Source organism: Acinetobacter sp. Q85-2, assembly GCF_013420555.1.
Taxonomy (GTDB): domain Bacteria; phylum Pseudomonadota; class Gammaproteobacteria; order Pseudomonadales; family Moraxellaceae; genus Acinetobacter; species Acinetobacter indicus.
The window spans coordinates 1-17,986 of record NZ_VOXW01000001.1 but is presented as its reverse complement, the minus strand read 5'-3'; the positions used below and the strand labels follow the sequence as shown (position 1 = coordinate 17,986).

Sequence of the window (17,986 nt, the reverse complement as noted above, 5' to 3'; positions counted from 1 at the left end):
GCAGCTAAAGTGTAAAGCGTCTTACGCGAAATGCAAAATTGAATTACTATACATTCGTATATTTTAATTATAACGATCCCACGCTTATGAATGCACCCTTGGCACCCGACTACGATCCGGTTGAAGAACGAATGAACTTCATCAGCCATGCCATAGGCGCAGCTTTGGCGCTGGTGGCCGGTATTTTTTTAGTGATTAAAGGCAGTTATTTAACTATCGGACCCTGGATCGGGCTGTGGGTCTATGCGCTGAGTATGTTCCTATTGTTTTCGGCGTCCAGTCTGTACCATTATGCCGACAGTCCGCAGCGCCGCGGCTGGTATAAAAAGCTCGATCACACCGCCATCTATTATTTAATTGCTGGCACCTATACCCCTTTTCTGTCTATCGCCATTCCTACTGCCAAAGCGCAATATCTGTTAATTGCACTGTGGATTATTGCCCTGATTGGCACTGTATTTAAGCTGGTTTTCATCAACCGGTTTCAGAAAATTTCACTGATTGCCTATCTGGTGATGGGCTGGTTAGCACTTCTGGTGATTGATGATATGCAACGCTTTTTAAGTCCACCTGCGCTAACTTTTTTATTGATTGGTGGAATTTCTTATACGATTGGTGCATTGTTTTATGCGTTAAAACGGGTAAGATACACACACGCTATCTGGCATATTTTTGTATTGATCGGGGCAGGATCACATTTTCTGTCTATCTATCTGTACGTGATTTAATTGTTTTGATTCTCCATTTCAGTGACCCTGAGCGCGTTGAATCGAAACGATTGCCGTTGTTTTTTTAAGAAATTACGCCTTTTTTAAAAAGATTACGCTTGTAAAACTAATTTTTTATTTTTAATAAGTGTAAGGTCATTCATGGCGTCATCAACTTCTGCTGCAATCAATGAAGAAGCAGCACCAACGAACTCAAAATTTCGTGTCCTCACCGCGAGTCTGGTAGGCACTACCATCGAATTCTTCGATTTTTATATTTATGCGACTGCTGCGGTCATTATTTTCCCGTACCTGTTCTTCCCGACCAGTACCGATCCAATGACCGCCACCATTCAGTCTCTGGCCACCTTTGCCATTGCCTTTATTGCCCGCCCGATTGGCGCGGCACTGTTTGGTCACCTCGGTGACCGTATTGGGCGTAAAGCCACCCTGGTCGCTGCGCTGCTGACCATGGGGATTTCCACTGTAGCCATTGGCCTGTTACCCACCTATGCACAAATCGGCATTGCCGCACCGTTACTGCTGGCCCTGTGCCGTTTAGGTCAGGGGCTGGGCTTGGGCGGTGAATGGTCAGGTGCGGTTTTACTGGCCACCGAAAATGCACCGGAAGGCAAACGTGCTTGGTACGGCATGTTCCCGCAACTGGGGGCTCCAATTGGTTTTATTCTGGCCACCGGTTCCTTCCTGTTGTTAGGCGCGTTCATGAGCGAAGAAGCATTCATGAGCTGGGGCTGGCGTATTCCCTTTATTTCCAGTGCTTTACTGGTGATTGTTGGTCTGTGGATTCGTTTAAAACTGCATGAGACACCGGCTTTCCAGAATGTTTTAAACAAACAGAAAGAAGTGAATGTACCGTTTAAAGAAGTCATGACCAAACATTGGGGCATGCTGATTTTAGGCACCATTGCCGCGATCTGTACGTTCGTGGTGTTCTATCTGACCACGGTATTCGCGCTCAACTGGGGCACCACCCAGCTCGGTTATAGCCGCGCCGACTTCCTGGAATTACAGCTGATTGCTACCCTGTGCTTTGCAGCGTTTATTCCACTCTCAGCGATTTTGGCAGAAAAATTTGGCCGTAAAGCCACGTCTATTGGTGTGTGTGTTGTATCGGCGCTCTTTGGTCTGGTTTTTGCCAGTATGCTGGAATCCGGTAATACCTTGGTGGTGTTCCTGTTCCTGTGTATTGGTCTGGCGATTATGGGACTGACCTATGGTCCAATTGGGACCGTTCTGTCAGAGATTTTCCCGACTTCGGTACGTTATACCGGGTCTGCGCTGACCTTTAACCTGGCCGGTATTTTCGGTGCCTCTTTTGCACCGCTGATTGCCACCAAACTGGCGACCGAATATGGTCTGGCTGCCGTGGGTTATTACCTGACAGCTGCATCTATCTTGTCACTTCTGGCCTTCTTGGCGATTCGTGAAACCAAGCATGATGATGTCAACAGCCAGATTTAAAATGTTCATCTGACTGAAAAAAACCAGTGTAGATAACGCTGGTTTTTTTATCTGTGATGCAAAATCATACACAAACACACTATTGCATCTGGCCAAGTTTAGAAACAATAAAAGCTTATCCCCCACCAGCAGGTCATTGTATGGATCGTCTGATTGAAACCCTTCGGGAAGAACAACTGGTGAAAGTTATTTTGTTGCTGGATGATGGCAAACGCCATGAAGCGGTGCAGTACCTCAGAACAGACAGTCATTTGACTGAAGCAGAAGCCCAGCAGCTGATTGATGAACTGATTCGCCAGCACGGTCTGGCCATGGATGCCTCCAAGGGTGAATGTGCCCCCAAACCGATAGACGACATCAGCACACCTTATTTTGATACTGAAGATCCACCGCGCCCGCAGCTACATACCGAAGCACAAGCCCCGGTCGAAACAGCGGCAAATGGCATTGAAGATTTAAACCGGAACAATCACCGCCTGAATATCGGGGTATTGGTCTTGATTGGCGTCGTGATTCTGATCGCCTTGCTGTGGTGGGTCTTTTAAAATGCCCCCCTTTGGCATTAGCAGAGTTCAATAATATCAATGGTCGGTGGTACCCGGAAACGAAATGGCACACCCACCATTCCGGTACCAACAGTGACAAACACATCGGCATGTTCATGCCGGTACAGGCCTTTTTTATGACCAACAATAGATACGCGTTTCATCACATAATCGGTCAGCCACGGCAATTCCACCTGACCGCCATGGGTATGTCCCGACAGCATTAAGGGATGAGTTGGCAATTTCGGCACCATATCGACCGTATCAGGGTTATGCGACAAAATCAGCCACGGCTTGTCTTGCGGTAAATCTGGCATATAGCGCATATCGGTACGGCCGGACCATAAATCGCCAATCCCAATCAGGCGGAACTCGTCAAACTCGACAATCTGCCCTTCAATATCAATCACATGATTAACCTCAAGCGCATGTTTGAGCAGTTCCTGAATCGGCGGACCAGGATACTGTTCATCATGATTGCCGGTCACAGAATAAATTGGCGCTTTAATCTCTTTTAGTATTGCCAGCTCATCGGCCAGTTTATTTTCCGGCTCATAGGTCCAGTCACCTGCCACCAGCACCATTTCCGGTTCTTCCTGGTTAATCTTGGCGACAATCTGCTTGAGCTGGCGTTCATGCCCGGAAAATAGACCTATATGCAGGTCGGCAATCAGGGCAATTCGGACTGGGCGTTGTAGCGGCTGATCGGGCAGCATCTGATAGCGGGTGGTTTTCACCAAAATCAGATGCGGTTCAATAAAACGCGCATAGACCAGCACACCACTGACCAGCCCGATAAAAATGGCTTCATGCAAGGAGTAATAGCCAATCCAGCCGGCATAAATACTAAAGAAGAACAGCGGAATTAATAAATAGGATAGATAAAAGGCCAGCAGATGCACAAAGGCTTTAAAGGGATGAATCGTTTCTGTATTGGCCTGACTGCGCCACGCCTGTGACACGGCCCAAACTGCCAGTATGGCCAAGCCGATATAGAAATACAGTATAATTGATTGGCTATCCCACATAGTTATGCCCGACTCTCCCCCGGCGACTAAATTCGTCCGTTCTTATATTTATCTTTTCACAGCTGGCAATTATACTCAAACCAAATTTTGGACTTGTTTTAGACAATATGATACATCCTGACAAATTTAATTTGCAATCAAATACATACGCGAGAAGTTCTATGTCTTCTTCTACCGCGGCCATGCTGTTGAGTTGCAGTTTAGTGTTGGGAGTCAGTGGCTGTTCAACCCTGCCCAAACAGATTGAACATCCGGTTCAAATGGCTTTTGAAACGCCAACCGAGCATACCCATCTGGCCCAGATTGTATTGCCGCTGCGTGAAAAAAATCCGCAGCTGACCGGTTATCGGGTGCTGTACGATCCGCTGGAAGCCCTGTCAGCACGCTTGTATTTAATTGATAAGGCAGAAGAAACCCTAGACCTGCAATATTATATCTGGGACAACGACAAAATCGGGGCGCTGGCACTACATTCAATTATTCGCGCAGCTGATCGCGGCGTGAAAGTGCGCTTGCTGGTCGATGATAACAATGCCAAGAAAATGGAAGGTATTTATCTGGCGCTGGACCAGCACAGCAATATCGACGTCAAGCTATACAATCCGTACCGCTTCCGTAAATACCGCGCCATGGACATGGTGCTAGATTTAAAACGTATCAACCGGCGCATGCACAATAAAAGCTTTATTGCCGATAACCAGATTGCCCTGATTGGCGGGCGCAATATGAGTAACCAGTATTATAACGTCAGCGACAGCTATCAGTTTTCCGATGTCGATGTGATGCTGGTCGGTTCTGCCTCCGATGAAATCATTCACTCCTTTGATGAATACTGGAATGATGATTATGCCTATTCGGTCAAGCAGCTGGTCAATCCACAGCAGCATCATCTGCGTTATGAAAGCCTGAAACAGCAGCTCGAAGACCATTCTGCAGAAGTGGCGGTACAAAATTATCTTGATTTAGCCACACGCTCCCAAGCCATTGAACAGTGGTTTAACCACAAAATCCAGTTTGACTGGGTCAAAGCAGAAGTGGTGAAAGACTCGCCAAGCAAGATTAAAGACCGCGCACCCAAAGAAGAATTACTGAATTTCCAGCTGCTCAGTCATCTGGAAAAACCGACTGAAAGTGTGGATATTATTTCGGCCTATTTTGTGCCGGAAGAATCCGGGGCTGACCGCTTAAAACAGCTGGCCAATGACGGCGTACAGGTGCGGGTACTGACCAATTCCTATAAGGCCAATGACGTTCCGCTGGTACACGCGTTTTATGCCAAATACCGTCAGGACTTACTGGAAAATGATGTCGAGCTGTATGAGTTTTTATATGCACCCGAGGCCGAGCATCTGAACAGCAATACCGAAGAACTGTCGAAAAAAGCCAAAGTCAGCTTAAAAGGCCTGAGCCGTTCCAGCCTGCATGCCAAACTGATGGCACTGGATGAAAAACAGGTCTTTATTGGCTCTTTTAATTTTGATCCGCGCTCAGCCTATTTAAACAGTGAAATTGGGGTATTGCTCAACAGTCCGACGCTGGCGAAATCGGTGCATCAGACCATGGATGCCAATTTATCCAAATATGCCTACCGTCTGGTGCTGGATGCACAAAACAACATTAACTGGCGCGTCGTGAACAGCAAAGGCGAAGAACGCGTATTTGTTAAAGAACCGAAAATGAAATGGTATGAAAAAGCAGCCATGAAAATCATTTCCTGGCTGCCAATTGAAGGCTTTATGTAAGCCTGCTACACAGGTTAAAGCTTAAGCACTGGCCTGCTGAATCAGGACTTTTTGATGCAGCTGCTCCAAGCCCTCAATCATCTTGTTTTGAACCAGCGAGGTCAGGCTTTCCACCGTATGCCCTTCTACCGAAATCGGATTTAAAGCCATTAAATGTGCGGTGACTTTCGGCATCTCCAGCACATTTTTAACATGCTCAATAAAGGTCATTTCATTGATAAACGGCGCTACGGTATCCAGCTCGCCCTGCTGGTTGATATAACAGATCAGGCAGATTTGCACCGGACGCTGCGCTTCAATTGCCGCGCCCAATAAACGGCCATGTACTTTTTTAATTTTAGTCCCATCCGAAGTCGTGGCCTCCGGGAAAAACAGTACCGGCACATCCTGTTTTAAAAACTGGGTAATCTGGTCGCGGATTTTAATTGAATCGCCCGAACCGCGTTTAATAAATAAGGTCCCGCCACCTTTGGCCAACTTTCCAAACACCGGCCATTGCTCAATTTCAGCTTTGGCCAGAAAAAATACCCGCGCACCTGAACCGAGCACCGGCACATCCAGCCACGACACATGGTTGCTGACCCATAAGGCCGGCTGGGTGGGAATTTCTCCATGCACTTCGACTTCAATATTGAACACCTTGCACAACTGACGGCAAAAATGCTGCACATAACGGGTATTCTGCGGATTATTCGGCTGCTTATACAAGCTGTGACGATACACCAGATAAAAGCCTTCGCTCACCGCTGCCAGACCGGCAGTGATTTTTTTAGAATAGAGAAAAAATTTGGACAAACTATTCATTGAAGCGGATGAAGATAAAGAAACTTGAGACATAGCATAATCGTGAATTGCGAAAATCACAGCAAGAATTGTTCAGAGAACTGTATTCTATCTTGAAGCAATTGACCAGACATTGATCATAAGCATCGAAAAACTGTCCAGATCGCTCAATTGAAATGCGCTATGCCAATTCTTCTACAGTCTTGCTGCAATGGATAAATCCACAGCAAATCCCTTGATGTAATGATCATCCTGATGGATCAGAGGCAACGATCAAACTGCCCATTCCTCTATCTCACGAAATGATGATACAGCCTCCAAACTGGGGATTGTGAGGATTCGCCTGCTTTTTGTCATGCTGCTGTAATCATCTTCATCTAGTTCACGCAGCTGGCGCTTTTTGCTCTAGAATAGAATTTTCATGAGGAGAAATGCCCAGGTGCCAGATTACCAGCAACATCAAGGCGGTGAACGCGTTGTGCTCGTGAGCGTCAGCGTGCAGATTTTGGAAGACCTTGATGCAGAAGAATTTCATCTGCTTGCAAAGTCTGCAGGCGCTGAAGTTTTGCAGCATGTGTTTGCCCAGCGGATTAAACCCGATGCCAAGTTATTTATCGGTTCTGGTAAAGCGGACGAAATTGCTGCGCTGGTTGCAGAACTCGAGGCTGAACTGGTGATTTTCGATCATGCGTTGACGCCGGCACAGGCACGTAATCTTGAAAAAATCATGAAATGCCGTGTGGTCGACCGGACCGAGCTGATTCTGGATATTTTCGCCCAGCGCGCCCGGACCTATGAAGGGAAATTGCAGGTCGAGCTGGCACAATTGCATCACCTCTCCTCACGCCTGATTCGTAGCCGCGGCAATCTGGACAGTCAAAAAGGCGGGATTGGTTTACGTGGTCCGGGTGAAACCTTGCTGGAAACCGACCGCCGCCTGTTAAGAATTCGTATGGGCCAGCTGAAAGCCAAACTGGATAAAGTCCGCCAGACCCGTATGCAGGGTCGTGTGGCCCGTCAAAAAGCCGCCGTTCCTACCGTATCACTGGTTGGCTATACCAATGCCGGCAAATCGACGCTGTTTAATATTCTGGCCAATAGCGATGTCTACGCCGCCGATCAGCTCTTTGCTACGCTCGACCCGACCTTACGCCGGCTGGAATGGGATGGGATTGGTACGCTGGTGCTGGCCGATACCGTGGGTTTTGTCCGTAATCTCTCGCACTCGCTGGTGGAATCATTTAAGGCCACGCTGGAAGAAACTCTGGAAGCGACCTTGTTGCTGCATGTGATTGATTCCAGCAGTCCGGACATGCTGGAACAGATTGAAGCAGTTGAGCGCGTCCTGAAAGAAATTGGCGCAGATGTTCCGGTGCTCAGGGTTTATAACAAAATCGACTGCACCGGCGAGCAAGCCAAAATTGTCTATGCCAAGCCACATCAGCCGGAGCGGGTTTATATTTCTGCGCATTCCGGTCAGGGACTGGAGCTGTTACGTCAGGCCGTGCATGAATGTCTGATGGGCCAGATTCAAAGTTTTGATGTGGTGTTAAAACCGGCCTATGGCAAATTACGCAACCAGTTTTATGAACTGAATGTAATCCAGTCCGAGCACTATGATGAGCAGGGACAACTGAATCTGCGCGTAAATATGGCCCCGGCCAAACTGGAACAGATGATCCGTCAGGCGCACTTGCCGCTGGACGAAATTCTGGGTGCCAAGGCTCAGCAATTTAAACGGCCTTTAGAAGAATTTGAAATTGATGATGAGATCAGTTAAAACTTGAACAGTAAAATATGACCGACTGATAAAAAATGAACAGGCTTAAACGTATCGACTGGCCAGCTTGGATTGGCACACTGCTCTTAATTATTGTATTTCGTGAAACAGCCGTCTGGATTGCGACCTATTTCAACCATCCTGAACTGGGCAACCTGATGGGTTTACTCAGCCTGCTGGTGGTGCTTTTCCTGTGGCGCCGACTGCATAAAATTCCAGCCCGGATTGTCGATACCAACAATAAAATTATGAAAGAAAGTGCGTTTGCCTTTTTACCGATTAGTGCCGGCTCACTGCTGATGCTGACCCATATGGGCAATAAAATTCCGGCTTTTCTAGTGGTGCTGTTTCTCAGCACCCTACTGCCGTTATGGCTGTATGCCAAAATGGCCAAACGCTGGCTCTAGGAGATTAAAACATGCTCGCAATTGTTTATGGCTTTTTAATCACCCTGGTGGCCTATCTGCTTGCCAAACCCTGTAACCAGAAACTGCCGCAAATTCCGGTCATTGTCTTTGGCATGATTTTTATTGTGCTACTGCTGTATGTATTTGGCATTCCCTATGAAGATTATATGGCACAGGTCAATCCGCTATTTAACCATCTGCTGGGTTATGTGACCGTGGCACTGGCGATTCCGCTGGCGGCCATGCGCTATGATGATCTGCCGCTCAAAGCCATTCTGGGCATTTTGCTGTTTGCCAGCATCAGTGCCGTAGCCTTGCCAATGGGACTGGCCTATCTCTTACATATGGCCGGCGATGACATCATGGCATTTGCCACCCGTGCCGTGACCACACCAATTGCCATTAATATTGCCACCCTACTGGAAGCACCGGTCAGTCTGGCCATTCTGATTGTGATTTTATCTGGGGTGATTGGTGCCGCTTTCTCGCCGCTGCTGCTGCGTCATATTAATGATGAGCGCGCCTCAGGACTGGCCTTAGGCCTTGCTGCGCATGCAATTGGCACAGCGCAAGCCTGGCAACGCGGTAGTGTGGCCGGACGTTATGCTGCATTTGGAATGGCGGTGAATGCCGTGTTTACCGCAGTCTGGCTGCCAACATTTATACTCTTTATTCAAAAAATGTGACTCAAGAATCAATATTTACATCTTGTGTTGATGAAAAAATATTCTTAAGATGAAAATTGAATTTTTTGAAGTGTATTAAAGGGATAGAAACATGGGGAAATTTAAATATACAGTGGCACTTCTGGCAGCCACATTCAGTGCCGGCATTTTCGCGGAAGATCTCTCCGGTACCTGGCGCAATATTGATGATAAAACCGGTTCATCCAAAGCCATTTTAGAGATTCGTCAAGAAGCCAATGGCACCTATACCGCTAAAATTGTCAAAATTACACCACGTCCGGGGTATACCCCGAAAACCACCTGTGTGGACTGCCCTGCACCCTATACCAATCAGCCAATTTTAGGCATGGATGTACTAAAAGGACTGGCGTATAAAGGCAAACTCAACTATAGCGGCGGCAAGATTATTGATCCGCTGTCTGGCAATATTTACAGCACCAAAGCCAAACTGAGCAGCAACGGTAAACGTCTAACCCTCAGAGGTTATGTCGGCGTATCTGCGCTTGGCCGTAGCCAAACCTGGATTAAAGCAGACTAAGCTACATTCGAACATGCCACAGGAGGTGGCATGTTCTACTAATACGTTGAAAAATAGAAATTTATAAAAATAAGGGTTGACTCTCTGCGCCGCAGGTCTTATACCTGAAAACAGGGATAAAAAATAAAAGTTGTACCCGGTAAAGGAATTGAAATGAAAAAGAATATTTTACTCACCGCATTCACTAGCCTGTTATTCTCAACTGCAGCATTCGCCAATGACCTAAGTGGTGTTTGGCAACAAATTGATGATAAAACCGGCTCTGCCAAAGCAATTATTGAAATACGCAAAGAAGCCAACAATACCTATACCGGTAAAATCATTAAAGTGACTCCGCGTCCGGGCTATACGCCACGTGAAACCTGTAATAACTGCCCTGCGCCGTATACCAACCAGCCAATTCTGGGCATGGAAATCTTAAAAGGCCTGAAGCATGTTGAAGGCACCAACAATTATGAAAAAGGCCGGGTTATCGATCCGCTGGCAGGAAAAATCTATAACGCCAGAATCCGGATGAATTCAACTGGCAAGCGTCTGACCCTGCGCGGCTATATCGGCGTATCGGCACTTGGCCGTAGCCAGACCTGGATTCGTATGGAATAAGTCCGTTTTTAATCTGTTAACGAAGCCACATTTGTGGCTTTGTTTTTGCGCTAATCCCAGTTCTGGTAAGGCTTTTATTGACTCCTGGAGTAATTAACCTAATATAGCAGCCTCTAAAAACAAGGGGATGCAACAGGGTTAATTATGTTGAAGAAATTATTGCTGACAATGGCGACCGGAACGCTCTTGAGCAGCAATGTCTGGGCCGATGATCTGTCTGGTACCTGGCAGCAGATTGATGATAAAACCGGTGCGGCCAAAGCCATTATCCAGATTCGCCAGGAAGCCGATAAAAGTTATAGCGGCACTATTGTGAAAGTCACACCTCGTCCCGGCTATCAGGCACGCGAACTCTGCCAGAACTGCCCTGCACCGTTTACCAACCAGCCCATTTTAGGGATGAAAATCCTGCAAGGCCTTAAGCATGTTGCAGGCACCGGCACCTATAACCACGGACGTGTTATCGATCCGCTGGCTGGCAAAATCTATAATGCCAAAATCCGTTTAAACAGCAGTAAAAGACGCCTGACTTTAAGAGCCAATCTTGGGGTGTCTGCGCTGGGACGCAATCAGACCTGGATTCGTATCGACTAAGCTGCACATCGACAAAGACCAATCAGTACAGACAAAGACCAATCAGTACAGACAAAAAAAGCCACATCATAATGTGGCTTTTTTATGGCGATTGTAGTTAGAAATCAGCCAGCGGGTTATCAACCTGAAAAATCGTGTCATCTTCCAGACGGTAAGCCACCAGTTGATGCCCCCAGACACAGCCTCCATCAACATTCTGAATCTGGGCGGAAATGGTTTTGCCTTGCAGCGCGGCCCAGTGCCCAAAAATAATCTTATGCGTTTCAGCCGCAGCCGAAGCATATTCAAACCACGGTTTAAACCCGGCCGGCATCGGATCATCCAGACTGTCTTTAAAACTGAACTCCAGGCGTCCTTCTGCATCGGTCAGGCGCATGCGGGTTAAATAGTTGACGATACAGCGTAAGCGTTCATTGCCTTGCAAATCATCTGACCAGAGGGCTGGCTCTTTGCCAAACATCTCGGCCAGAAAATGATCCATCACCGCAAAATCGTCATGCTGAATCACCGCTTCAACTTCTTTGGCCAGCGCCTGAGTTTTTTCCGCACTCCACAAATGCGGAATACCGGCATGGGTAATGATGGTCGATTCATTCGGACAGACACATAACGGCTGCTTGCGTAACCAGTCAATCAATTCATCGCTGTCAATGGCATCAATCACATCGCGGGTCTGGTCTTTGTCTTTAATCTCTTTCAGGCCACGTGCACCAGCCAGCAAAGTCAGGTCATGATTGCCCAGCACTGTGGTCGCAACACCACGATCAGCCAGCTTTTTCACAAAGCGCAATACGCCAAGCGAGTTTTCACCACGTGCCACCAGATCACCGGCAAACCAGATAAAGTCCTGATCCGGATCAAAGCGGATTTCCTTGAGCAAGGCTTTCAGGGCTTCAAAACAGCCCTGTACATCGCCAATCACATAGTTATAACGTGCCATCGTTGTTTTACACCACCATTTGATCTGCCAAAGCCACAAATTCGGCCAGGGTCAGGGTTTCCGGACGTGCCATCGGATCGACACCGGCTTTTTCAAAACCATCTTCTGCCAGCATGCCTTTTAAGCTATTGCGCAAGGTTTTACGACGCTGGGTAAACACATGCGAAACCAGACGCGATAAAGCCTTTTCATTTTTTGCCACAATCGGTTTCACCTCATACGGCTCTAAACGAAACACCGCAGAAGTCACTTTTGGTGGTGGGTTAAAAGAGCCCGGTGGCACTTCAAACAGGAAAGTTGGTTTGCAGTAATACTGAATCATCACCGACAAACGGCCGTATTCTTTGGTATTTGGCTCAGCAGTAATCCGGTCGACCACTTCTTTTTGCAGCATGAAGTGCATGTCTTTGACTTTGTCACCAAATTCCAGGAGATGGAACAACAGTGGGGTCGAAATGTTATACGGCAGGTTACCCACCACACGGAGTGGACGGTCATCTTCAAACAGATTGCTAAAATCATATTTCAGCGCATCGGTTTCAATAATGGTTAAACGTTCCGGATGTGGCACACGCCCCGGCAAACCGGCAGCCAGATCACGGTCCAGTTCCACCACGGTCAAGGCATCACATTCACCAATTAATGGTGAAGTTAAGGCCGCCAGACCCGGGCCAATTTCAACAATATTATCGCCCGGACGCGGATTGACCGAGCGTACAATTTTCGCAATCACACGTTGGTCATGTAAAAAGTTTTGACCAAAACGCTTGCGCGTGTGGTGCCCTTCATCTTTCGGGTTTAAGGCATTAATCTGATACATAAAGATTTCCAACGTGTAATAAAGACAAGATCAGTGACGCGCTAAATCCAGCGCCAAATCAACAGCCACATTCAGGCTTGAGCTTTTCGCAAGACCGCTGCCTGCGAGGGAGAGTGCTGTGCCATGATCAACTGAAGTGCGAATAAACGGCAAGCCCAAAGTAATATTGATGGCTTCACCAAAGCCTTGCGATTTTAGCACAGGTAAGCCCTGATCGTGATACATCGCCAGAACCGCATCGGCATCTTTTAGGTTTTCCGGAGTAAATAAGGTATCAGCCGGCAGGCTTAAACTTATCTGGATGCCCTGCGCGCGATAGCTTTCCAGCACCGGATTAATCACCTCAATTTCTTCCATGCCCAAATAACCGCCCTCACCGGCATGCGGATTTAAACCACAGACCAGAATATTCGGCTGCTCAATTTTAAATTTGGATTTTAAATCGTGGATGAGAATATCAATCACCTGATGCAGACGTTCAGCGGTAATCGCATCAGCCACTGCACGCAGCGGTAAATGCGTAGTGGCCAGGGCCACTCTTAGGGTTTTGGTGGCCAGCATCATCACCACGCGCGGCACGCCCGCAAACTCCTGGTAATATTCGGTATGGCCACTAAAGGCTATACCAGCGTCATTGATGACTGACTTCTGTACCGGCGCAGTCGCTACCCCGACACTTTTGCCTGACATGGCATAATCGGCCGAACGACGTAGCTGTTCCAACACATAAGCGGCATTTTGCGGATTCAGCTCGCCCATCACCACAGCTTGCTGTAAAGGCACATGCTCGACATAGAGCTGCCCTTTTTCTGAAGAAGCAGTTTGCCCGCTGTATTCAATCAGTTCTACCGGCATCTTCAACACTTGCGCACGCTGGGCCAGCATGGCCAGATCGGCCAGAACCACAACGGGACGCTCATCTACACGGTCAGCAAGATGCAGACAAATATCCGGGCCAATGCCGGCAGGTTCACCACTGGTCACATATAAAGGCAGCATGATTGATCCTAAACAATAAGGCATCTCCCATTATAAGCAGACTTTGACCGCAGCGGCCGTGAATTCTGCTGAAGATTCGGGCAGATTGGCCGGTTTTGGGGCAATCTAAACTGCTTTTGAAGGCGGATATTTAGCTGAAAGTTGATCAGTACTAGGCACGGCAGATGGATGTTCTTGGCAAGTCTTTTCTTTTCTCAGGATTTTGATTAAAATACAGCGCTTGAAATTTTATATTTTCATTGTGGTTCTCGACAATTTCGTTTAGAATCTCGTCTCCTTTTTGTTTGGACTGATTCACCGTCCAAACCAACTATAATAGGTAGTGGTTTAATGAAAACTCTCAGCGCTAAGCCAGCTGAAGTTCAACACGACTGGTACGTTGTTGATGCTTCTGGCAAAACTTTAGGTCGTCTTGCGACTGAAATCGCTCGTCGTTTACGCGGTAAGCATAAGACTTCTTATACTCCTCACGTTGACACTGGTGACTACATCGTTGTTATCAACGCTGAACAAGTTCAAGTAACTGGTAACAAGTCACTTGACAAAAAATACTATCGCCACACTGAATTCCCAGGCGGTTTAAAAGAAACTAACTTTGAAAAGTTAGTTGCTCACAAACCTGAAGAAATCTTCCAACGCGCTGTGAAAGGCATGTTGCCAAAAGGTCCTCTTGGTTATGCAATGATCAAGAAAATGAAAGTGTACGCTGGTAGCGAGCATCCTCATACTGCTCAACAGCCACAAGTTTTGGATATCTAAGGGATACAGCACATGGCTACTAACTATGGTACAGGTCGCCGTAAGACCGCAACTGCACGTGTTTTCTTATCTGCTGGTACTGGTAAACTCGTGATCAACAACCGTTCATTAGAGCAATATTTCGGTCGTGAAACTGCTCGTATGGTTGTTCGTCAACCTTTAGAGCTTCTTGAAGCAACTGAAAAATATGACCTTTACATCACTGTTGCTGGTGGTGGTATCGGTGGTCAAGCAGGCGCGATCCGTCACGGTATTACTCGTGCATTAATCGCTTCTGACGAGACTTTAAAACCTGCTCTTCGTCAAGCTGGTTTCGTTACTCGTGACGCTCGTGAAGTTGAACGTAAGAAACTTGGTTTACGTAAAGCACGTAAACGTCCTCAATTCTCTAAACGTTAATTCGTTTACCGAGTTGGACAAAAAGCCTTGGTTTATCCAAGGCTTTTTTATTGGCTGTTATTTTAAAGATAAAGGAATTTATTGTTCAGGTACATCTTTACCCCAACTGCCCTCATGCAGCCAGAAGGCCTTGCTGAAATAATAGTTCACTACCCCAATTCCTAAGCAGAACATCAGAAACACAAGTTTTATCATCATACTGCGCCGCTCCTGTTATTTTTTTATAATCTAACCCATTTTCACCCGATTCATCCTTTTTCGCTTCGTGCTTTTTAGGTTGAATTTTAGTATCCTAACTGATTCATTTTGCTGCTTACTGATTTATGTCCTTGGAAAATACACCGCTACAGGGAATTACACTATACAGTCATGCAGACGATTTCCGCTCGCACTGGATTCGCCTGGTACTGGCTGAGAAGAATATTAAATATCATCTGGTCCTGGTCGACCATGAAGATGAAGATTTAGCCAGCCTGAATCCTTATAATCGCCTACCCATGCTGGTAGAGCAAGATTTAAAACTGTTCCATGCCCCAATTATTTCCGAATATATCGATGACCGCTACCGGCAAAACAGGCTCTATGCCGATGCACCAGCACCCCGTGCAGAGCAGCGCCAATACATCTGGCGTTTTGAGCAGGACTGGCTAAAGCTGGCCGATATCCTGCTTTGCCATGAAGATACCCTGAATAGCGCAGCACAGGCCAAGGCACAAAAGCAGCTTCGTGATACACTGGTCTCACTCACACCATTATTTCAGCATTTCCCTTATTTTATGGCGGAAAACTTTGGCATCCTGGATTGTATGTTGGCCCCAATTTTCCTGCGCTTGAAAGCCATGGGCATTGAACTGCCAAAACAGCATTGCCGCCCGATTCATTTATATTGCCAGCGAATTTTTAGTCGCCCTGCATTTGTAAAATCCTTAACCGTGCAGGAAAAAAACCGCTATAGCGAATTTTTAATAAATAAGTAGAGAGTAGATATGTCTGAACAGGAACTCAACTTAAGCCCAACCCGTCCCTATCTGGTGCGTGCCATTTATGAATGGATTTGCGACAACCAGCTTACACCACATATTCTGGTCGATGCTACCCAACCGAACACCATGGTGCCAGAGCAGTTTATTCAGGATGGCCAGATTGTGTTAAATATCGTGCCACATGCAGTCCATGGCTTGCACATCTCCAATGATGCGATCAGCTTCTCAGCGCGCTTTGGTGGCGTAGCACGCGATATTTATGTACCCATTGCTGCAGTTTTGGGAATTTATGCCCGTGAAAATGGCCAGGGTTTATTCTTTGATCCAAGTGAATATGAACATATCCAAAATGATCCAAATGCTTTAAAATCAAGCACAGAGGAACAAACTGAAACACCAAAGAAAAAACCAAGCCTAAGATTATTAGATTAAAAAAGAAATAGGAGTAAATGCATGGCTTTTGATTTAGTACAATACTTTAGCGATCAGGTTAAAATTCAAAAGCCTCAGCTTTTGCAGCAGTACGATGCTGATAGCCGCAATGCATATATCCAGGAACTCAATGCGCTAACTCTAGGCAAACTGATTCGTCTGTGGCGCGAAGATGACAATAAGCTCTATCAGGAAATCAAGACCCTCGATCCGCTGTATATTCAGGAAGTGTCCCGTCATCTGACCACTTCGGTACACAACCAGTCTGAACTGCCTAAACCTGAACTCGAACACGGTATTAGTGAAATTTTAAGCCTGCAACTGACCGAATTAAAACAGTTAGATGAAACCGGTAACTTCGGCAGCAATGGCTTAAAAGAGCTACTACAGGGTCAAATTGAACATCTGTCAGGTCAGGCAGATGATTGGGTTTGGTCAACAAACGAGCTAACAGAGTTAAAGGGCTCTAAACCCCTTCCCCAAGAAGAGCTATCATTAGATGATACGATGAAGGAGTTTAATCAAATGTTACATCAACAAGCCGATCATGCGCCGGTAGAAAGCACAGTAGCAGCAGAACCGACTGTTCCAGGCTGGGCCAAAGTTTTGGAACCTGTCGTAGCAATTGCGATTCTATGGATTCTATATTGCGCAGCAAGCCAAATGTTTGCTTAAGCAGTCTGATTCCAAACCGCCTGACATAGGCGGTTTTTTATGGCTGAAATTTTCCAATAAATAGTTCAGTCTCCTTGTACGTTTTGGCTTACATTGAATGAAGATAATTGAGGCTAGGCGTACACACAGAATTTTCGTATTCTAAATTCATCAGGAAACAGGATGTTTCCCAAACGGAAAACAACAATAATAAGTTTGTACACCAGGATCGTGAGGTACGACAGGAGTTATACCTAAAGCACGAAATACGAAGAAACCCCGTCAGGATGATGGGTTTTCTTTTTATCTATTCTTTATTTTCTACAGCAACTCTACCATTACACCCACTACGAAAATAAATACCGTTCAACTTGCTAGATGGTGAAGGTATGATCTTGAGATGAGATTCTTACTTACCCCCTATCTCCCCTTTGAAGAAGACTTAAAGGACGTATTAAAGCATGCTGCTACGGCAGTTCAATGAGCCTTAGAGATGGTTTAGGGAGCATACTAAAAACTCATACTCCCTGCAGATAAACCTGCAATAAACGCATACTCAACATAAAACTCTGTCATGTTGAATACATATAACACGGTACACACCAAGCCAAAGACCACTAATCCAGACATTACGGGTGCTGCCTTATACTCTGCATGCTTATATATTGGGGTTTGTACAATAGAATAATATAATTTTTTTCGATTAATATAAAAGCGATTAAAAACCGGTAAACGGATAATCAATATATGCATCAGCACAATTCCGAGAATCCAATGTATTACCACCATCCAGTAGTTCAATAACACATGATCAGGATACATACCAATAGCCAAAAAAATAACTGAAATACAGAGATTTAACAGCAAATAGCTGGGATAAAATTTTCTATACATGGATTATTTTTTAATAATTTTATTTATATTGAAGTACTATAACTTTATTAAAAGCATAAAAAAATCCCCCTGCTGTTTAAGCTCGGGGGATTTTGAATTAATGAGCTGGCGATGACTTACTCTCACATGGGTAACCCCACACTACCATCAGCGCTAAGAGGTTTCACTTCTGAGTTCGGGAAGGGATCAGGTGGTTCACTCTTGCTATTGT

At 46.2% G+C, this 17,986-nt stretch carries 20 protein-coding genes and 1 rRNA gene; 15 read left to right on the top strand and 6 right to left on the bottom strand.

Features of this window, described 5'->3' with window-relative positions; all coding sequences use genetic code 11:
• The first annotated feature begins 86 nt into the window (after positions 1 to 86).
• From FTT68_RS00105 to FTT68_RS00095, 3 genes are all read left to right on the top strand, one after another.
• Positions 87 to 728, top strand: a complete 642-nt coding sequence (locus FTT68_RS00105; RefSeq protein ID WP_160241586.1) for a hemolysin III family protein — start codon at positions 87 to 89, stop codon at positions 726 to 728.
• A 141-nt stretch (positions 729 to 869) separates the two neighbouring features.
• Entirely contained in the window at positions 870 to 2,189 is a 1,320-nt protein-coding gene (locus FTT68_RS00100) for an MFS transporter (protein ID WP_075167916.1), read from the top strand.
• A 140-nt stretch (positions 2,190 to 2,329) separates the two neighbouring features.
• Positions 2,330 to 2,734 carry a hypothetical protein gene (locus FTT68_RS00095; RefSeq protein ID WP_005175774.1) on the top strand — a complete coding sequence of 135 codons (405 nt, stop codon included), beginning with the start codon at positions 2,330 to 2,332 and terminating at the stop codon, positions 2,732 to 2,734.
• Positions 2,735 to 2,751: 17 nt separating this feature from the next.
• Here the strand turns inward: FTT68_RS00095 and FTT68_RS00090 are convergent, their stop codons facing one another.
• Positions 2,752 to 3,762 (bottom strand): metallophosphoesterase, encoded by a 1,011-nt coding sequence (locus tag FTT68_RS00090; RefSeq protein WP_104470660.1) that lies wholly within the window; start codon positions 3,760 to 3,762, stop codon positions 2,752 to 2,754.
• A 161-nt stretch (positions 3,763 to 3,923) separates the two neighbouring features.
• On the opposite strand from FTT68_RS00090, the gene FTT68_RS00085 reads away from it, so the two are divergent.
• A complete protein-coding gene (locus FTT68_RS00085) occupies positions 3,924 to 5,504 on the top strand; it encodes a phospholipase D family protein (protein ID WP_168382188.1) in 1,581 nt (526 codons plus the stop codon).
• A gap of 21 nt (positions 5,505 to 5,525) precedes the next feature.
• Here the strand turns inward: FTT68_RS00085 and FTT68_RS00080 are convergent, their stop codons facing one another.
• Complete coding sequence (locus FTT68_RS00080) at positions 5,526 to 6,341, bottom strand: 1-acyl-sn-glycerol-3-phosphate acyltransferase (RefSeq protein WP_034597361.1); 816 nt, start codon at positions 6,339 to 6,341, stop codon at positions 5,526 to 5,528.
• A 367-nt stretch (positions 6,342 to 6,708) separates the two neighbouring features.
• Between FTT68_RS00080 and hflX the strand changes: the two genes are divergently transcribed.
• The 6 genes from hflX (at position 6,709) to FTT68_RS00050 (ending at position 10,895) form a co-directional block, all read left to right on the top strand.
• Complete coding sequence (gene hflX, locus FTT68_RS00075; RefSeq protein WP_034597358.1) at positions 6,709 to 8,067, top strand: ribosome rescue GTPase HflX; 1,359 nt, start codon at positions 6,709 to 6,711, stop codon at positions 8,065 to 8,067.
• Positions 8,068 to 8,102: 35 nt separating this feature from the next.
• Positions 8,103 to 8,474 carry a hypothetical protein gene (locus tag FTT68_RS00070; RefSeq protein ID WP_045794996.1) on the top strand — a complete coding sequence of 124 codons (372 nt, stop codon included), beginning with the start codon at positions 8,103 to 8,105 and terminating at the stop codon, positions 8,472 to 8,474.
• 11 nt (positions 8,475 to 8,485) lie between these two features.
• A complete protein-coding gene (locus tag FTT68_RS00065; protein ID WP_016659801.1) occupies positions 8,486 to 9,160 on the top strand; it encodes an LrgB family protein in 675 nt (224 codons plus the stop codon).
• Positions 9,161 to 9,251: 91 nt separating this feature from the next.
• Positions 9,252 to 9,698: a DUF2147 domain-containing protein gene (locus FTT68_RS00060; RefSeq protein WP_075167922.1), complete on the top strand. Its 447-nt coding sequence runs from the start codon at positions 9,252 to 9,254 to the stop codon at positions 9,696 to 9,698.
• Positions 9,699 to 9,851: 153 nt separating this feature from the next.
• Positions 9,852 to 10,301: a DUF2147 domain-containing protein gene (locus tag FTT68_RS00055; RefSeq protein ID WP_016659799.1), complete on the top strand. Its 450-nt coding sequence runs from the start codon at positions 9,852 to 9,854 to the stop codon at positions 10,299 to 10,301.
• Between the two features lie 144 nt (positions 10,302 to 10,445).
• On the top strand, positions 10,446 to 10,895 hold the full coding sequence (locus FTT68_RS00050) for a DUF2147 domain-containing protein (RefSeq protein ID WP_160243507.1): 450 nt from the start codon (positions 10,446 to 10,448) through the stop codon (positions 10,893 to 10,895).
• A gap of 97 nt (positions 10,896 to 10,992) precedes the next feature.
• Here FTT68_RS00050 and FTT68_RS00045 read toward each other — a convergent pair whose 3' ends face one another.
• Genes FTT68_RS00045 through pdxA form a run of 3 tightly spaced genes read right to left on the bottom strand, consistent with a single transcriptional unit; the run spans position 10,993 to position 13,654 of the window.
• Positions 10,993 to 11,835, bottom strand: coding sequence for a symmetrical bis(5'-nucleosyl)-tetraphosphatase (locus FTT68_RS00045; protein ID WP_160243508.1), 843 nt, complete (start codon positions 11,833 to 11,835; stop codon positions 10,993 to 10,995).
• Between the two features lie 7 nt (positions 11,836 to 11,842).
• A complete protein-coding gene (gene rsmA, locus FTT68_RS00040) occupies positions 11,843 to 12,655 on the bottom strand; it encodes a 16S rRNA (adenine(1518)-N(6)/adenine(1519)-N(6))-dimethyltransferase RsmA (protein WP_180006868.1) in 813 nt (270 codons plus the stop codon).
• Positions 12,656 to 12,685: 30 nt separating this feature from the next.
• Positions 12,686 to 13,654, bottom strand: coding sequence for a 4-hydroxythreonine-4-phosphate dehydrogenase PdxA (pdxA, locus tag FTT68_RS00035; RefSeq protein ID WP_180006869.1), 969 nt, complete (start codon positions 13,652 to 13,654; stop codon positions 12,686 to 12,688).
• A gap of 330 nt (positions 13,655 to 13,984) precedes the next feature.
• On the opposite strand from pdxA, the gene rplM reads away from it, so the two are divergent.
• The 5 genes from rplM (at position 13,985) to FTT68_RS00010 (ending at position 16,902) form a co-directional block, all read left to right on the top strand.
• Positions 13,985 to 14,413, top strand: coding sequence for a 50S ribosomal protein L13 (rplM, locus tag FTT68_RS00030; protein WP_004857442.1), 429 nt, complete (start codon positions 13,985 to 13,987; stop codon positions 14,411 to 14,413).
• A 12-nt stretch (positions 14,414 to 14,425) separates the two neighbouring features.
• Positions 14,426 to 14,812, top strand: coding sequence for a 30S ribosomal protein S9 (gene rpsI / locus FTT68_RS00025; RefSeq protein ID WP_004785251.1), 387 nt, complete (start codon positions 14,426 to 14,428; stop codon positions 14,810 to 14,812).
• A gap of 323 nt (positions 14,813 to 15,135) precedes the next feature.
• A complete protein-coding gene (locus tag FTT68_RS00020) occupies positions 15,136 to 15,789 on the top strand; it encodes a glutathione S-transferase N-terminal domain-containing protein (protein WP_168384832.1) in 654 nt (217 codons plus the stop codon).
• A gap of 9 nt (positions 15,790 to 15,798) precedes the next feature.
• Positions 15,799 to 16,227, top strand: coding sequence for a ClpXP protease specificity-enhancing factor (locus FTT68_RS00015; RefSeq protein ID WP_005175725.1), 429 nt, complete (start codon positions 15,799 to 15,801; stop codon positions 16,225 to 16,227).
• 21 nt (positions 16,228 to 16,248) lie between these two features.
• Positions 16,249 to 16,902: a hypothetical protein gene (locus FTT68_RS00010; protein ID WP_005175723.1), complete on the top strand. Its 654-nt coding sequence runs from the start codon at positions 16,249 to 16,251 to the stop codon at positions 16,900 to 16,902.
• A 976-nt stretch (positions 16,903 to 17,878) separates the two neighbouring features.
• Here the strand turns inward: FTT68_RS00010 and rrf are convergent.
• Positions 17,879 to 17,986 (bottom strand): 5S ribosomal RNA (gene rrf / locus FTT68_RS00005); the annotation flags it as partial.

Excerpts from the sequence above, each read along its gene's own strand:
- FTT68_RS00105 (WP_160241586.1), top strand. The coding sequence starts at position 87 with ATGAATGCACCCTTGGCACCCGACTACGATCCGGTTGAAGAACGAATG.
- FTT68_RS00100 (WP_075167916.1), top strand. The coding sequence starts at position 870 with ATGGCGTCATCAACTTCTGCTGCAATCAATGAAGAAGCAGCACCAACG.
- FTT68_RS00095 (WP_005175774.1), top strand. The coding sequence starts at position 2,330 with ATGGATCGTCTGATTGAAACCCTTCGGGAAGAACAACTGGTGAAAGTT.
- FTT68_RS00090 (WP_104470660.1), bottom strand. The coding sequence starts at position 3,762 with ATGTGGGATAGCCAATCAATTATACTGTATTTCTATATCGGCTTGGCC.
- FTT68_RS00085 (WP_168382188.1), top strand. The coding sequence starts at position 3,924 with ATGTCTTCTTCTACCGCGGCCATGCTGTTGAGTTGCAGTTTAGTGTTG.
- FTT68_RS00080 (WP_034597361.1), bottom strand. The coding sequence starts at position 6,341 with ATGTCTCAAGTTTCTTTATCTTCATCCGCTTCAATGAATAGTTTGTCC.
- hflX (WP_034597358.1), top strand. The coding sequence starts at position 6,709 with ATGAGGAGAAATGCCCAGGTGCCAGATTACCAGCAACATCAAGGCGGT.
- FTT68_RS00070 (WP_045794996.1), top strand. The coding sequence starts at position 8,103 with ATGAACAGGCTTAAACGTATCGACTGGCCAGCTTGGATTGGCACACTG.
- FTT68_RS00065 (WP_016659801.1), top strand. The coding sequence starts at position 8,486 with ATGCTCGCAATTGTTTATGGCTTTTTAATCACCCTGGTGGCCTATCTG.
- FTT68_RS00060 (WP_075167922.1), top strand. The coding sequence starts at position 9,252 with ATGGGGAAATTTAAATATACAGTGGCACTTCTGGCAGCCACATTCAGT.
- FTT68_RS00055 (WP_016659799.1), top strand. The coding sequence starts at position 9,852 with ATGAAAAAGAATATTTTACTCACCGCATTCACTAGCCTGTTATTCTCA.
- FTT68_RS00050 (WP_160243507.1), top strand. The coding sequence starts at position 10,446 with ATGTTGAAGAAATTATTGCTGACAATGGCGACCGGAACGCTCTTGAGC.
- FTT68_RS00045 (WP_160243508.1), bottom strand. The coding sequence starts at position 11,835 with ATGGCACGTTATAACTATGTGATTGGCGATGTACAGGGCTGTTTTGAA.
- rsmA (WP_180006868.1), bottom strand. The coding sequence starts at position 12,655 with ATGTATCAGATTAATGCCTTAAACCCGAAAGATGAAGGGCACCACACG.
- pdxA (WP_180006869.1), bottom strand. The coding sequence starts at position 13,654 with ATGCTGCCTTTATATGTGACCAGTGGTGAACCTGCCGGCATTGGCCCG.
- rplM (WP_004857442.1), top strand. The coding sequence starts at position 13,985 with ATGAAAACTCTCAGCGCTAAGCCAGCTGAAGTTCAACACGACTGGTAC.
- rpsI (WP_004785251.1), top strand. The coding sequence starts at position 14,426 with ATGGCTACTAACTATGGTACAGGTCGCCGTAAGACCGCAACTGCACGT.
- FTT68_RS00020 (WP_168384832.1), top strand. The coding sequence starts at position 15,136 with ATGTCCTTGGAAAATACACCGCTACAGGGAATTACACTATACAGTCAT.
- FTT68_RS00015 (WP_005175725.1), top strand. The coding sequence starts at position 15,799 with ATGTCTGAACAGGAACTCAACTTAAGCCCAACCCGTCCCTATCTGGTG.
- FTT68_RS00010 (WP_005175723.1), top strand. The coding sequence starts at position 16,249 with ATGGCTTTTGATTTAGTACAATACTTTAGCGATCAGGTTAAAATTCAA.